The organism is Pseudomonas sp. IT-232MI5 (assembly GCF_949767845.1).
Classification (GTDB): Bacteria; Pseudomonadota; Gammaproteobacteria; order Pseudomonadales; family Pseudomonadaceae; genus Aquipseudomonas.
Map to the genome: position 1 here is coordinate 323,704 of NZ_CATKQE010000060.1, position 13,636 is coordinate 337,339.

Here is a 13,636-nt window from a genome sequence, read left to right on the forward strand (position 1 = left end):
CGAGCCTGCTCGCGATTGAGTGCGCAGCACTCACGAAGGTCAACCATGCTCTGCACCCAAAAGGATCCGCCCACTGGAGCAGGTCGCCGTGTCATTGCGATAAGCGAAATACAACTTGCCGCGCTCCAGATCAAACCGCAGATGCAGCTGAATTTCATCTCCGGGCCGCACCAATTGCTGGAATTTCAGCACTTCCATACCGGCAAACGGGCCGGTCAGGTTGAGCAATTGGCGACCCAGGTTCAACGCCCATTCCACCTGCACCACGCCGGGCAATACCGGCGCCTTGGGGAAGTGGCCGCTGAAGTAGGCAAGGTCCGGTGGCACGCTCAGTTGCAGGCTCCACTCGCCAGCGCTTTCGACTTGTTCCAGCACCTCGGGCGCTTTCGGTCGCGGCGCCATCAACAGCGCTTCGATATCGACCTGCGGCAGCTTGCCTTGGCTGTTCAACGGCAATTGCCGCACCAGCCGCCAGCGTCGCGGCAAAGCCAGCGCTTCGCAGTGTTGGCGCAAATGCTGGCGCAGGGTTTCGGTCAGGTTGCGGCGGCCGTGTTCCCGCAAGGCAAACAGGCCGGCCTCGCTAAGCACCAGCAGTGCACCGAGGGAGGCGCGATTTTCCTGCACCACGCCGAGACGTGCTTCTGCGACCCAGTCATGGGTCACCAGCGCTTGTTCGAGCATGGGCAGAGAAATGCGTTTTTCTTCGAGTTTGACGATCCGGTCCAACCGCCCCAACAGTTCGAAACGACCATCGGCGGCGATGCGCGCTGCATCAGCGGTGTGCTCGACGTGTCCGGCAGGCAGGTAAGGTGAAGCGATCAGTAGAGCGCCGTCGTTATCCTGGCTCAGTTCGACACCGGCGAACGGTTGCCACAGTTGTTCACCCTGACGCCAGGCAATGCCGCCGGTTTCCGAGCTGCCGAGAATTTCCGTCGGCCACTGCTGCAAGCGCTGTTGCAGACTCTGCGCGGCCTCAAGCGGCAACGCCCCACCGGAGGAAAACACCCGACGCACGGCGCTGAGGGCTGGCCAGTCGAGGTTGTCGCCCATGCGTTTGAGCAGCGCCGGGCTGGCGACCCAGGCGAAGGCCGGGTATTCGCGGCTGGCGCGCTGCATATCTTCCGGGAAGGCCAGTTGCTGTCGCACAAAAGCGCGCCCGGCGCACAGCGGCCACAGCACGCGAAACAGCAAACCGTAGATGTGTTGGGTGGCGACGCTGCCGATGATGCAGGCCTCACCGAGGTCCGTGCCCCACAGTTGCTCCAACGCCTCAACTTCGTTGGCCAGTTGGCACAGGGTCTTGTCGATGCGCTTGGGCTCGCCGCTGGAGCCGGACGTGCAAAGGCTCAGACGGCACTGGTCGAGATCCAGTTCGGCGCCGGGCAATGGCGGCTGATTAAAGTCGCTCAGTTGCGCGTCATCGGCATGATCCGTCAGCCACAGATCGACGTCAGCGGACCAACGCTGGCGGGTTTGCGCTTGCAGGTCCGAGGGCAGCAGCACACTGACGCCGGCACGCCATGCGCCCAGCAAAGCGATGGCCAGTTCGGCGGCGTCCTCAAGATGCACAGCCAGGCGCTTCACGCCCTGCGCTTGCAGACCGGCGGCAATGCTCAGCGCCTGTTCGCACAGGTGCGCGTGATCGAGGGCCGGTGCGTGGCTGATGGCCCGCGCCGGCACAGGCTTGAGCAACAGCTGCTCAAGTTTTATCCAATTCATGTGCGGCCTCTTACCCGTTGTCGTATCAGCCATTCAATGGCAAACATCAGGCCGATCAATCCATAGGAGATCAGGCCGGTGTACAACATCCACCAATTCAGCGGCGCCCACAGGGTCAGGAGGGCGGCGCACAAACCGTTGCAGAAGAAAAACACGCTCCAGGCCACCGTGACCTTTCTCGTATAGCGAATCGCAATGTCCGGCAACTCTGGCTCACGCAAGCGCGCCAGGCGCTCGACCATCGGCGGACCGAATTTCAGGCTCAGGCTGAACAGCACCAGCATGAAACCGCTGATCAGCACCGGATACCAGCGCAGCAACAGCGGGCTGTCGAACAGCGCCAGCAGCAGGCAGAACACAATGGCCACGCCAGCCATCCACAGGCTGCCGGGCTTGCGCTCGCCGGTCAGCGCCCGTGCCAGCCAGAGACTGCCCAACAGCAGGCCGAACTGCCACGGAGCAAAATGCTCCATGCCGAAATACACCGCAAAGGGATACAGCAGACCGGCCAGCAGCAGGCCGAGGCCGATCAGTCGGCTCATGCGGCCGGTTGAACCAGACGGTAGACCGCCTCGACCACGTCACCGACCGTGCGTACCGATTTGAATTCTTCGGCGGCAATTTTCTTGCCGGTCTGGCGCTTGATGTGATCGATCAGATCGACCGCGTCGATGCTGTCGATTTCCAGATCCTGATACAGATTGGACTCCAGGCTCACACGGGCAGGATCCAGTTCGAACAGCTCGACCAAGGCATCGCGCAGGGTGTTGAAAATATCGTCACGAGTTTGCATGGTCCGGTCTCAAGCTGCCTGTTTTGCCGTGACGAACGCCGCAAGGCTGGCCACGTTGGTGAAATGGTTACGGGTGTCTTTGGCGTCGGCGTCGATCTTGATGCCGTATTTCTTCTGGATGGCCAGGCCCAGTTCCAGCGCGTCGACGGAATCCAGGCCGAGGCCTTCGCCGAACAGCGTCTGCTCGTCGCCAATGTCGTCGACGCTGATGTCTTCGAGGCCGAGGGCATCGATGATCAGCAGTTTGATGTCACGGTGCAGATCGCTCATCTTCGGCGAGCTCCTTAATGAAATAGGTGTGCAAATAATCGTTGAGCTTGCGCGAGGCTTGCGGTGCGGGTCCCTGCGCGGCGAAAGTCTGTGGGTCTATATCGGCCCCGACGCGAAAACTGAAGTGCACGCGGCGGCGGGGGATCCGATACCAGGGTTCGGCTTTGGTCAGTGTGGTCGGGCTGACCTTGATGACCACCGGCGTGAGGATTTTCGCACCGCGCAGGGCAATTGCCGCAGCGCCCCGATGGAAGGCTGGCGCCTGCCCCGGCTGGGTGCGCGTGCCTTCCGGGAAAATGATCAGGGTCTGGCCGTTTTGCAAGGATTGGGCGGCCGCATCGAGCATGTCCATGCTGCCGTCGTTGCTGATGTATTCAGTGCTGCGCAACGGGCCACGGGTGAAAGGGTTTTCCCACAGGCTTTTCTTCACCACGCAATTGGCCTGGCGCACCAGACCGATCAGGAACACCACGTCGATCAGCGAAGGATGGTTGGCAATGATCATCTGCCCGGGTCGGCCGAGACGTTCGGCGCCCTGAATGTCATAGGTCAGCACGCCGGTCCGGGCCATGAACCGCACGAAGAACCAGAACAGCCGACTGACGGTCTCCCTCGCGCGTTGGCGATGCGAGACGGCGTCACCGGGCAGGCAACCCAACAACGGAAACACCAGCACACGCAGGCACAGCCCGCCTAGCCCGAACAGGGCAAAGCTTGCGGCGGTGGCCAGCAGGCGCCAGTAATAGGCATCGCGGTTTTTTTCGGTCACGGGTTGCGTTGCCAGGTCCATACACGATTTTTCCAGGCATGTTGGCAAAGGGGTTGCTGGCCGAGCAGGGTGCGCAACAGATTAAGCGCGTGAGGCCAGTGCGCTTTTGACCGTGTTTCTGTGGCGCTGTTCAGGGTCAGCCGCCAGTCGGTACCGGGGGTGAGCAAAAGACCGAGTGCGTAGGGAAACGGCACATCATCGATCCACGCCGAATAGGCTTCGGGCGGTTGTTCTTCGGTGATCACCAGCAGCACTGCCGGAGCGCCTTCGTTGAGCAGGGCAGCGGCTTCCAGCATGCCGTGCTCAAGGCCGTCGCCAGCAGCGGCGAGGGCGGTCATTTCGCTGGTTTCACCGCGCATGATCGACCACAGGCCGATGATCGCGTTGTGCACCGACAGGCTGAACTGCGTCGGTGACAGCGGCTGTTCGTTGGCCAGATCGCTGAGGATCTCGTAGGTACGCGGGGTTTCGCCGTGACGCGAAACAAACACCAGCGGCAGATTCTCCCGTCCGTCGGCGAGGGGCCAGCCAACGCTGAACGCCATGCGTGCCAGTCGGCTGAGGCGACGGCGCTGCATGGCCGGCAAAAACGACACATCGGGCGCGGCATCACTGCGCTGGAGCACGACCGATTGTCGGCTCCAGGCCTGCCAGGCGTCCACGCCGTCGAGGCCTGGGGCCCACGCGCGCCATTGGGCGATGTTGAAGTTGATCACGGACATTCATCCCGCCCCTGCGGGCTTTTGTTGACGCATTGAGTCGCCCAAGCCGCGGCAGGCTTGACGTGGCGCAGGGCGCCGAGTGGCGCGCATTATCCCGGTGAGAGGAGTGTGTAGCAAATGCTGGTTACATTTTGCGCAATGAAATGTACCGAATGGTTCGCAAGAAAACTGTCACTTGGCCATTATCCAGGTTGTCGGCGGCTTGTCTGTCGGGTATCTCGGCGATCAATGGCGGTTTTTATCCTAGCTGTCCGTGGATTTTTGCTCCTGACTCTGTAGTCCGCGTCCATGAAGGTAGCGAAGCAACGTCGCGCACATCTACACTCGGTCATTCTTTGATACACGGAGGTTTGGTCATGCGGCGCGTGGTGTTCAATCAGAAAGGTGGCGTAGGCAAGTCGAGCATTGCCTGCAATCTGGCGGCGGTCAGCGCCAGCGAGGGTTATCGCACGCTGTTGGTCGATCTCGATGCCCAGGCCAACTCCACTCAGTATCTGACCGGGCTCACCGGCGACGACATCCCGATGGGTATTGCCGACTTCTTCAAACAGACCCTGTCTTCCGGCCCGTTCTCGAAGAAGAATCAGGCGGACATCTACGAAACCCCGTTCGACAACCTGCACATCATCACTGCGACTGCCGAATTGGCCGACCTGCAGCCCAAGCTTGAGGCCAAGCACAAGATCAACAAGCTGCGTAAGTTGCTCGACGAGTTGTCCGAGGATTACGACCGGATTTACCTCGATACGCCGCCAGCGCTGAATTTCTACGCGGTATCGGCGCTGATTGCCGCTGATCGCGTGTTGATTCCTTTTGATTGCGACAGCTTCTCCCGTCAGGCCCTGTACGGCCTGATCGCGGAAATCGAAGAGTTGAAGGACGACCACAACGAAGGTCTGGAAGTCGAAGGCATCGTGGTCAACCAGTTCCAGGCCCGGGCCAGCCTGCCGCAGCAGATTCTCGATGAGCTGATTGCCGAAGGTTTGCCGGTACTGCCGGTGTATCTGACCAGTTCGGTGCGCATGCGCGAATCACACCAGGCCAGCATGCCGCTGATCCACCTCGATCCCCGGCACAAGCTGACCCAGCAATTCGTCGAACTGCACAATCTGCTCGAAGATCACTGATCTCTTGAGCTACGCAGATCCCCTGTAGGAGTGAGCCTGCTCGCGATAGCTTCCTTTCAGTCACTCAAGTGTTGGCTGACAGGACGCTATCGCGAGCAGGCTCACTCCTACATTGTTTGACGGTGTGTCAGATCCCTTGGCTACGCAGCCACGCCATCAACTGCGGCAACGGAAATGCGCCACTCTGCCGCGCCACTTCCTTGCCGTTCTTGAACAGAATCAAACTCGGAATCGAGCGAATCCCCAACTGCGCCGACAACTGCTGATGGGCCTCGCTATCAAGCTTGGCCAAGCGGCACTTGCCCGCCAACTGCGCTGCCGCCTGCTCGAACACCGGCGCAAACGACTTGCACGGCCCACACCATTCCGCCCAGACATCCACCAGCAACGGCAGATCACCCTTGATCTGACTGGCGTAATCGCCTTGCTTGAGATCGAAGGGTTTGTTCAGCAGCACAGCGGATTTGCAGCGTCCGCACTTGGGCTGGTCCGCAAGGCGCTCGGCGGGGATGCGGTTGAGGCCGTTGCAGGAGGGGCAGGGGATGAGGAGTGGTTCGGACATGATGGGCTCTCAGGCAGGAAGTCTATGAGACTGATCTGGAGGCAAAGTCGCGATTATCAAGGAATTGATCTGTAGGTCATTACCTTCCTCAGTTGAGGAAAGGGCCTACGCACGTCTGCGCGGAGGCTGACTATCTGTATTTTATCTAATCGGTCATCTTGTGCAGACCTGAGCGAAATACCATTCCTATGACCGCCAAGACAGTTAAACGCCTTCCACTCTCGGAGCTTTTGAAGGGCTCTGAATATCTAAAATTCTTAAATGCCCAAACGGTTTTTTCTCTCGCCGGGGGCTCTGTTGGATTTGAGAATGTTTGGATTGATTCCGGCGCGGACCAAAATTCGGGTCTCTTTCCTCGCTCGCTGCATCGGCCAGAAAACGAAGACGACTACGATGCCTTGGTATTGGCAGTCGACGAACTGCTGGAAATTACCGGCGATGATGAGTCGCACCCGTTGATGAGGCTGGTCGACATCATCGGTGACTGGATCGAAGAATTGGATCACACCCATCACCCCATGGCCCAGGCAAGTGGCGAAGAGGTTCTCGGTTACATGATGCGTGAACACGGCCTGACTCAGAGCGACTTGCCGGGTGTTGGTACTCAGTCGGTTGTGTCGGAGATTTTGAACGGCAAGCGCAAGCTTAACTTGCGCCAGATTCGTTGGTTGGCAGAGCGCTTCAATGTGCCAATCGATGTGTTTACCTGATGTTGGTTCAGGAAGAACAACTGATCTCCAAATGCTTGCCCCACTCCGGCGGTCGCTCGGCATAACCCTCCATCCCCGGCTGCTCTTCAAACGGCTTGCTCAGCACCCCATGCAGCCGGCGTACTTCTGAGTAATCCCCTTGCTCAGCCGCATCGATAGCCTTTTGCGCCAGATAATTGCGCAGAATGTACAGCGGATTGACTGCATGCATCCGCGCGCGGCGCTGTTCCTGATCAGCATTGCCATCGCGGGCAACCCGGGCGGCGTAGCGCTCGCCCCAGGCGTCGAAACCCTTGATGTCGACGAAGTCATCACGTAGGCGGGAAACGGCCTGTTCGGCGGATTCTTCACCGAGTCGGCGGAAGAACAGCGTGTAGTCGACGCCGCTGTTCTGCATCAGTTGCAGCAGGTCTTCCAGCAACTTCTGGTCGTCTTCCTCGGCGGTGGTGAATCCGAAGCGGCGGCGCATCAGGTCGAGGTAGTGCGCCTGAAACAGTGGCAAATACAAGCCGAGGGTTTCACGCAGGGCTTCGACGCTGATGAACGGCGTCAACGCTTGAGCCAATGCACTTAGGTTCCACTGGCCTACCGGCACCTGATTGCTGAACGAGTAGCGGCCCTGATCATCGGAATGGTTGCAGATGAAGTTGGCGTCGAAATCGTCGAGGAAGGCGAACGGCCCGAAGTCGAAAGTGATGCCGAGGATCGACATGTTGTCGGTGTTCATCACGCCGTGGCAGAAACCGTAGGCCTGCCATTTGGCAATCAGTTCGGCGTTGCGTTCGACGATTTCGCGGAACATCGCCAGATACGGTTCAGGTTGTTCCCGGCATTCGGGGAAGTGCATCGCCAACACGTGTTCGCCGAGCTGCTTCTGCTGCTCGGGGCGCTTGGTGTAATAGAAGTATTCGAAGTGGCCGAAGCGGATGTGGCTCGGCGCCAGACGCAGGACCATCGCTGCGCGTTCCTGCTTTTCACGCCAGACAGGGGTGTCGGAGCCGATCACACAAGCCGCGCGCGACGAAGGAATGTTCAACGCGAACAAGGCTTCGGAGGCAAGGAACTCGCGGATCGACGAACGCAGCACCGCACGGCCATCGCCCATGCGCGAAAACGGCGTCTGCCCGGCACCCTTCAGGTGCAAATCCCAATGCTCGCCGGCAGTGTTGTAGACCTCCCCGAGCAGCAGCCCGCGACCATCGCCGAGTTGTGGCGTGTAACCGCCGAACTGATGCCCGGAATAGATCATCGCCCGCGGCTCGGCATCGGCCCATAGCTTGTGGCCGCCAAACAGTTCGGCAAATTCGTTGGTTTCGGCGGTCGTCGGATCGAGATCGAGCAATGCCAGGGCCGCCGGGCTCGCCACGACCAGACGCGGATTGTCGATCGGCTCGGGCAGCACGTGGGCGGAGAACGCATCGCCCAGGCGGGCGAAGCGATTGTCGAAGGTCAGTTCGTCGAGGGCTTTCAAGGGCCGGCTCCAGCAGAATGTCCGAGCATTCTGCTGGGATTAGACCGGTTAGTCGAGTTTGGCCGGCGGCGGCTCTTGCAACGGTTTCTGATCGTCGGCAATCGGCACGATGGTTTTCGTTTCCGGCTCGATCGGCACCATCTTGTATTCCTGTCCGTGCAGGTTCTTCAGATAAACCTCCATCTGGCGGAATGAGATGTTGATGTGCTGCTTCTTGAACTCGCGGTTGATAAAGCGGTTGACCTCATCGAGCACCGGGTTGCGGTCACCGAGGTCGCGCACGTGCATGCGCAACTCGTGGTCGAGAGTGCTTTCACCGAAGTTGAGGAAGTACACATGCGGCTCGGGTTCCTTGAGCACGCGCGGGTTCTCGCGGGCAGCCTTGAGCAGCAGTTCCTTGACCAGATCGAGATCGGAGCCGTAGTCGACGCCGAGTTTCAGCGTGACGCGGGTGATGGTGTCGGTCAGCGACCAGTTGATCAGTTGCCCGGTGATGAACGTCTTGTTCGGGACAATGATGTCCTTGCGGTCGAAGTCGGTGATGGTCGTGGCGCGGATGCGGATCTTGCTTACCGTGCCTGAGAGGTTGCCGATGGTGATGGTGTCACCGATCCGCACCGGGCGTTCGAAGAGGATCATGATGCCGGAGATGAAGTTTGCAAAAATCTCCTGCATGCCGAAACCGAGGCCGACCGACAGCGCCGCCACCAGCCATTGCAACTTGTCCCAACTCACGCCCAGCGTCGACAGGGTCGAGACGAAGCCAACGCCGGCAATCACATACGATAGCAGCGTCGTGGTCGCATAAGCACTGCCCTGCGCGAGATTGAGCTTGGACAGCACGAACACTTCGAGCAGGCCCGGCAAGTTGCGCGCCAGAGCAAAGGTGATGCCGATGATGATCAGCGCACCAAGCATGTCGCCGATGCTGATCGGCACCATGCTCATGTTGGCGCCGGTGCCGCTGGTGTATTCGTAGAGGGTGATGTTGTCGAGGTACGAGAACACCGAGATCAGGTCCGACCAGACCCAGTACAGCGCGGCGATGAAGCCGCCGAGCAGGGCCAGGCGGATCAGGCGCAAGGACTGTTCGTTGACCTTTTCGATATCCAGCGTTGGCTCTTCGATCACCGCTTCGCCATCGCCGGCTTCTTTCGCCGCCTGACGTTTAGCCAGGGCGCGCTGGTAGGCCAGGCGCCGCGCTGCAACGCTCAGGCCACGGACGAAGGTGGCTTCGATCACCAGCCAGAACATCAGCAGGTACAGGGTGTTGATCAGTCGGTCACTGAGTTTCAGGGCGGTGTAGTAGTAGCCGAAACATACAGCGACAAAAAGCGCGATCGGCAGCAGGGTGAACATCACGCCGACGGCTTTGCGGAACAGCGAGGCGTTTTCGTGGGCCGGGCTGCTGATCAGCAAGCGACTGAGCAGCCATGCCATCAACGCGTAGCAGGTCAGCACCACTGGCATGCCGAGTACATCGTCGGCGAGCGCCGCCGGTTGCAATTCGGCGACCGCCACTACGGCCACCAGCGCCATGACCACCAGCCCGAGCCGGCGTACCCAGCCCTGAAGGAATTCGACCTGGGGTTTTTCCCAGCGAAAGTGCAATTCGGCCACACCGCCGGGCGCAAGGATTCGATAGGCGGTGTAGAACACCAGCCACGCCTGACCCATCTGCAGGAGCGCTGCGCCCATGTTGGCGTTCTGGCCGCGCGCGTCGATCTGCAAGGCCAGTCCGCACAAGGCGAGGCCCAGCGCCACCGGCATCGCCAGCAGAATATTGATCAGAATGGCCTGCGGTGTGTGCCACTGGCTGTCGCGTTTGAAATGGCCGATGTCCTGGTGAACCTTGTTCAGGCGACCGTAGAGACTTTTGCGGCGCCACAGCAGTGCGCCGATCAGCAATGCCAGAGGCAGAAACAGCAGTGGTCGCTGGGTCAGGCCGTCGGTCAGCTCGCTCAGGCTGGAGGCCCACGGCAGTGTGTCAACCTGACGTTTCAACCGCTCCGGTACACCCCGCATCCACTCCAGATCCAGCGGCTTGTTGCTGGGAATCCAGAACATTTGCTCATCGAGGGTCGCACGCAGGCTCTGCGCGGTGCTCAGCAGTTGTTTCTGGTTGAGTTGCAGGGTGATCGATTCGTTGAGCATCGAGCTCAATTCGCGGTTCAGGCGCTCCAGCAGATCGACGCGGGTGTTGGCCAGATCCAGCAGGCTTTTACGCAACTGCGGGGTGACTTGTTCCGGCGGCTGAGTGGCCAGCAGGCTGTCGACATAGGACGCCGGATTGCTCAACAGTTCACGCTGCTGGCTGACGTCGAACTGATACAGGCGAATGTCGGCGATCTGATCCGCCAGATCACGATCGACCTTGAGTCGTGGCAGGGCTTGTTTCTGTTTGTAGAGAATCTTCGACAGCAACAGGCTGCCCTTGAGCACGTTGATCTGCTCATCGAGGGCCGCATCGCTCTGGGTCAGGGAGTCGAGTTGCTGCTTGGTCTGCAGGTTCTGCTGGGTGACTTCGTTGAGGCGGTCGGTGCTTTTGAGCAGATAGTCGGAGAGCTTGAGGTTGGCTGAGCTCTCAGTGGCGAGCAAGCTGCTGCTGCCGGCCTTTTGCGCTTCGATCGACTGCTGGGTCACGGTTTCCTGCGACTGCGCCAGACGTTTCTGATTGATCAGCGTCTGCAGTTCCTGGATCTCGCGGTCGAGGCGGTCGGATTTCTCCGAGAGCAGGTCATGCTGGGCGTTGCCCAGATCCTGCAACTGGCTGTTGCCGGCCAGCTCCTGGCGGCGTAAAGGGATCAGCGCGTTCAGCGCTGCGAGTTCCGCGTTCAACTGATCACGTTGCTCGCTGCTGACGGTCTTGCCGGCGTCCTTGCCGGACTTGAGGATGTTGTTGATCTGCTGGATGCGCGTCTGGCTGGCGGAAATTTCCGCCTGGGCGCGCTCGGGACGGGTCTGGGCAGTGATGATCAGACTGTTGGCGTCGGCCAGCGCTTTTTGCAGATCGCTTTGCTGGGTCGAGCGATCCGTCAGGATCTGCTCCAGCTGTTGGATCGACTCCTTGGGAAAACGCTGTGCCACCGGCACGACCGCCGTGGCCTTTAGGCGCGTCAGTTCGCGAGTGTTTTCGATCGTCTGCTTCGGCGCCGTGGCTAGCTGCTGTTTGAGGTCGATCAGCTTTTGTGCGTAATCACGCTGATTGTTCAGTTGAGTCAGCGTGCTCTGCAAGGTGGTTTGCAGGGCCTTTTTATCGGCATCTGGCAGTTTGCTGTCGGCCAGCTTGTCGAGACTGGCCTGCACGGCGTCGCTGGACGGTGGTTCGGCGGCGTACAGCGGGCCGACAGTGAGACTCAGGCCCAGCAGGGCCGCGGCGAAAAAGGAGCGCAGGGTAGGCATAGAGACCGGTCAAGCAAGTGAGAGTGGACGCAGTTTAGAGGAAGAGCCCGGGGCCCGGGCGACTTCCTTCGGGGAATCTGACGCCCACTTTGCCGATCTTGTTCCCGTCCATGACCGCAACCGTCCAGTGGGTGTTGTTCCACTCCACCTGGTCGCCGACGATGGGTGCGCCACCGACTTTGTGGGCGATGAAGGCGCCCAGGGTCATGTCCGGATCAATACCCTCGGCCGGCAGGCCATAGAGTGCGGCAACCGCTTTAAGCTGGGCGTCTCCTTCAAGCACGAAATCACCGAAGAAGCGCAGATCGAGACCGCGCTGCGGCGCTTGGCTGAACAGTTTTCCGAGCGCGCCGAGGTTGTGTTCATGGCCGATAACACACAGTAAATCATCGACTTCCAACACCGTACTACCCGACGGATGGAGCAGTTGCTGGCCACGAAACAGGGCGGCGATACGTGTGCCTTCGGGCATTTTCAGTTCGCGCAGGGGCGAACCGATGCACCATTTCTCCGCACCGAGCTTGTAAACGAACAGCTCCCATTCGCTGGTGACGTGGACTTCCAGCGCCGCCCGGGAAATCGGCGCAGGCTCCGGCGGTACCGTGACTTTCAGCAGCTTGGCGACCCACGGCAGGCTCGTGCCCTGCACCAGCAGCGACACCAGCACGATAAAGAACGCGAGGTTGAAGTACAGCTGCGCATTCGGCAGCCCGGCCATCAGCGGGAACACCGCGAGAATGATCGGTACCGCGCCGCGCAGGCCAACCCAGGAAATAAAGGCTTTTTCGCGACCGTGGAAGGCCTTGAACGGTAGCAGGCCGACCATCACCGACAGCGGCCGCGCAAACAGAATCATCCACAGCGCCAGACCGAGAGCGGGCAGGGCGATCGGCAGCAAATCGTGCGGCGTCACCAGCAGGCCGAGCACCAGGAACATGCCGATTTGCGCCAGCCAGGCCATGCCGTCGAGCATATGCAGAATGCCGTGGCGGCTGCGCACCGGGCGGTTGCCGATGACCAGACCGCACAGATAAACGGCGAGGAAGCCGCTGCCGTGCAGGGCGTTGGTCAGGGCGAACACCACCAGACCGCCAGCGATCACCAGAATCGGATACAGGCCGGCGGCCAGATTGATCCGGTTGACCAGTTGCAGCATCAGCCAGCCGCCACCGAGACCGATCACGCCGCCGATGCCGAACTCGCGGATCAGATGGGTCAACAGGCTCCAGTGCAGGCCGGTCTGGCCGCTGGCGAGCATGTCGATCAAGGTCACGGTGAGAAACACCGCCATCGGGTCGTTGCTGCCGGATTCGATTTCCAGGCTGGCCGTCACCCGTTCGTTCAGGCCTTTGCCACCAAGCAACGAGAACACCGCTGCGGCGTCGGTTGAGCCAACGATGGCGCCGATCAGCAGGCCTTGAATCAGATTGAGGTCGAACAGCCATGCCGCTGCCATGCCGGTCAGGCCAGTGGTAATCAACACCCCGACCGTGGCCAGCGATAACGCCGGCCATAGCGCCACGCGGAAACTCGACACCCTCGTGCGCAAACCTCCGTCGAGGAGGATCACCGCCAGTGCGAGGTTGCCGACCAGATAGGCCGTCGGGTAGTTATCGAAAATGATCCCGCCGCCATCGACCCCGGCGGCCATGCCGACTGCAAGAATAATGACCAGAATCGGGATGCCGAGACGGGAGGAGAGGGAGCTGACGAGAATGCTTGCGCCTACCAGCAACGCGCCGATCAAGAACAGGCTGTTGATGGTCGTCGCATTCAAAGGCAGTACTCCAGAAGCGTAAAGACGGGCACAAACTGACCATGCAGTCTGCGTGCCAGCGATTCTAACCTGTTGAAATGTGATGCTGTCAAAAAGGTTTTTCAGTGTGGCATCAGGTTTTGTGTTCGGCGGGCGATTGCTGCCCTCACCCTAACCCTCTCCCGGAGGGAGAGGGAACTGATCGAGGTGTTTGTGCGAGGTACGCCGACCTGAAATTCCGAGTCGAACTCAGACTTTGAAAAGCATGAAGATCTGCTCCCTTTCCCCCTCTCCCGGAGGGAGAGGGAACTGATCGAGGTGTTTGTGCGAGCTAC

General features: G+C 60.2%; 12 protein-coding genes. 2 read left to right on the forward strand and 10 right to left on the reverse strand.

The genetic code is table 11. From position 1 onward, the window contains the following. Nucleotides 1-39: 39 nt before the first annotated feature. The 6 genes from ACM6JQ_RS27845 to ACM6JQ_RS27870 are packed head-to-tail and all read right to left on the reverse strand — an operon-like array spanning nucleotide 40 to nucleotide 4,273. Nucleotides 40-1,719 (reverse strand): acyl-CoA synthetase family protein, encoded by a 1,680-nt coding sequence (locus ACM6JQ_RS27845; protein ID WP_095113450.1) that lies wholly within the window; start codon nucleotides 1,717-1,719, stop codon nucleotides 40-42. Further along, entirely contained in the window at nucleotides 1,716-2,261 is a 546-nt protein-coding gene (locus ACM6JQ_RS27850) for a hypothetical protein (RefSeq protein WP_007909501.1), read from the reverse strand. Before ACM6JQ_RS27850 ends, ACM6JQ_RS27845 begins: the two co-directional genes overlap by 4 nt. Then, nucleotides 2,258-2,512 (reverse strand): acyl carrier protein, encoded by a 255-nt coding sequence (locus ACM6JQ_RS27855; RefSeq protein WP_007909503.1) that lies wholly within the window; start codon nucleotides 2,510-2,512, stop codon nucleotides 2,258-2,260. The genes ACM6JQ_RS27850 and ACM6JQ_RS27855 overlap by 4 nt, the downstream gene beginning before the upstream one ends. Nucleotides 2,513-2,521: 9 nt before the next feature. Next, entirely contained in the window at nucleotides 2,522-2,782 is a 261-nt protein-coding gene (locus ACM6JQ_RS27860; RefSeq protein WP_007909506.1) for a phosphopantetheine-binding protein, read from the reverse strand. Beyond that, the gene (locus ACM6JQ_RS27865; protein WP_007909508.1) at nucleotides 2,763-3,572 is read right to left on the reverse strand and encodes a lysophospholipid acyltransferase family protein; all 810 of its coding nucleotides are present in this window, start codon (nucleotides 3,570-3,572) and stop codon (nucleotides 2,763-2,765) included. The genes ACM6JQ_RS27860 and ACM6JQ_RS27865 overlap by 20 nt, the downstream gene beginning before the upstream one ends. Next, complete coding sequence (locus ACM6JQ_RS27870; RefSeq protein WP_414895038.1) at nucleotides 3,548-4,273, reverse strand: beta-ketoacyl synthase chain length factor; 726 nt, start codon at nucleotides 4,271-4,273, stop codon at nucleotides 3,548-3,550. Before ACM6JQ_RS27870 ends, ACM6JQ_RS27865 begins: the two co-directional genes overlap by 25 nt. A gap of 356 nt (nucleotides 4,274-4,629) precedes the next feature. Between ACM6JQ_RS27870 and ACM6JQ_RS27875 the strand changes: the two genes are divergently transcribed. Continuing rightward, on the forward strand, nucleotides 4,630-5,400 hold the full coding sequence (locus ACM6JQ_RS27875; protein ID WP_034152927.1) for a ParA family protein: 771 nt from the start codon (nucleotides 4,630-4,632) through the stop codon (nucleotides 5,398-5,400). A gap of 127 nt (nucleotides 5,401-5,527) precedes the next feature. On the opposite strand, the gene trxC is transcribed toward ACM6JQ_RS27875, so the two are convergent. Then, a complete protein-coding gene (gene trxC, locus ACM6JQ_RS27880) occupies nucleotides 5,528-5,962 on the reverse strand; it encodes a thioredoxin TrxC (RefSeq protein ID WP_095113452.1) in 435 nt (144 codons plus the stop codon). 317 nt (nucleotides 5,963-6,279) lie between these two features. Between trxC and ACM6JQ_RS27885 the strand changes: the two genes are divergently transcribed. Beyond that, entirely contained in the window at nucleotides 6,280-6,672 is a 393-nt protein-coding gene (locus ACM6JQ_RS27885) for a helix-turn-helix domain-containing protein (protein ID WP_414895042.1), read from the forward strand. Between the two features lie 7 nt (nucleotides 6,673-6,679). On the opposite strand, the gene selO is transcribed toward ACM6JQ_RS27885, so the two are convergent. The 3 genes from selO to ACM6JQ_RS27900 are packed head-to-tail and all read right to left on the reverse strand — an operon-like array spanning nucleotide 6,680 to nucleotide 13,322. Then, nucleotides 6,680-8,143, reverse strand: a complete 1,464-nt coding sequence (gene selO, locus ACM6JQ_RS27890) for a protein adenylyltransferase SelO (protein WP_414895039.1) — start codon at nucleotides 8,141-8,143, stop codon at nucleotides 6,680-6,682. 48 nt (nucleotides 8,144-8,191) lie between these two features. Continuing rightward, complete coding sequence (gene mscK / locus ACM6JQ_RS27895) at nucleotides 8,192-11,545, reverse strand: mechanosensitive channel MscK (protein WP_095113455.1); 3,354 nt, start codon at nucleotides 11,543-11,545, stop codon at nucleotides 8,192-8,194. 34 nt (nucleotides 11,546-11,579) lie between these two features. Further along, nucleotides 11,580-13,322 carry a potassium/proton antiporter gene (locus ACM6JQ_RS27900; RefSeq protein WP_007909521.1) on the reverse strand — a complete coding sequence of 581 codons (1,743 nt, stop codon included), beginning with the start codon at nucleotides 13,320-13,322 and terminating at the stop codon, nucleotides 11,580-11,582. Nucleotides 13,323-13,636 lie beyond the last annotated feature (314 nt).

Excerpts from the sequence above, each read along its gene's own strand:
- ACM6JQ_RS27845 (WP_095113450.1), bottom strand. The coding sequence starts at position 1,719 with ATGAATTGGATAAAACTTGAGCAGCTGTTGCTCAAGCCTGTGCCGGCG.
- ACM6JQ_RS27850 (WP_007909501.1), bottom strand. The coding sequence starts at position 2,261 with ATGAGCCGACTGATCGGCCTCGGCCTGCTGCTGGCCGGTCTGCTGTAT.
- ACM6JQ_RS27855 (WP_007909503.1), bottom strand. The coding sequence starts at position 2,512 with ATGCAAACTCGTGACGATATTTTCAACACCCTGCGCGATGCCTTGGTC.
- ACM6JQ_RS27860 (WP_007909506.1), bottom strand. The coding sequence starts at position 2,782 with ATGAGCGATCTGCACCGTGACATCAAACTGCTGATCATCGATGCCCTC.
- ACM6JQ_RS27865 (WP_007909508.1), bottom strand. The coding sequence starts at position 3,572 with ATGGACCTGGCAACGCAACCCGTGACCGAAAAAAACCGCGATGCCTAT.
- ACM6JQ_RS27870 (WP_414895038.1), bottom strand. The coding sequence starts at position 4,273 with ATGTCCGTGATCAACTTCAACATCGCCCAATGGCGCGCGTGGGCCCCA.
- ACM6JQ_RS27875 (WP_034152927.1), top strand. The coding sequence starts at position 4,630 with ATGCGGCGCGTGGTGTTCAATCAGAAAGGTGGCGTAGGCAAGTCGAGC.
- trxC (WP_095113452.1), bottom strand. The coding sequence starts at position 5,962 with ATGTCCGAACCACTCCTCATCCCCTGCCCCTCCTGCAACGGCCTCAAC.
- mscK (WP_095113455.1), bottom strand. The coding sequence starts at position 11,545 with ATGCCTACCCTGCGCTCCTTTTTCGCCGCGGCCCTGCTGGGCCTGAGT.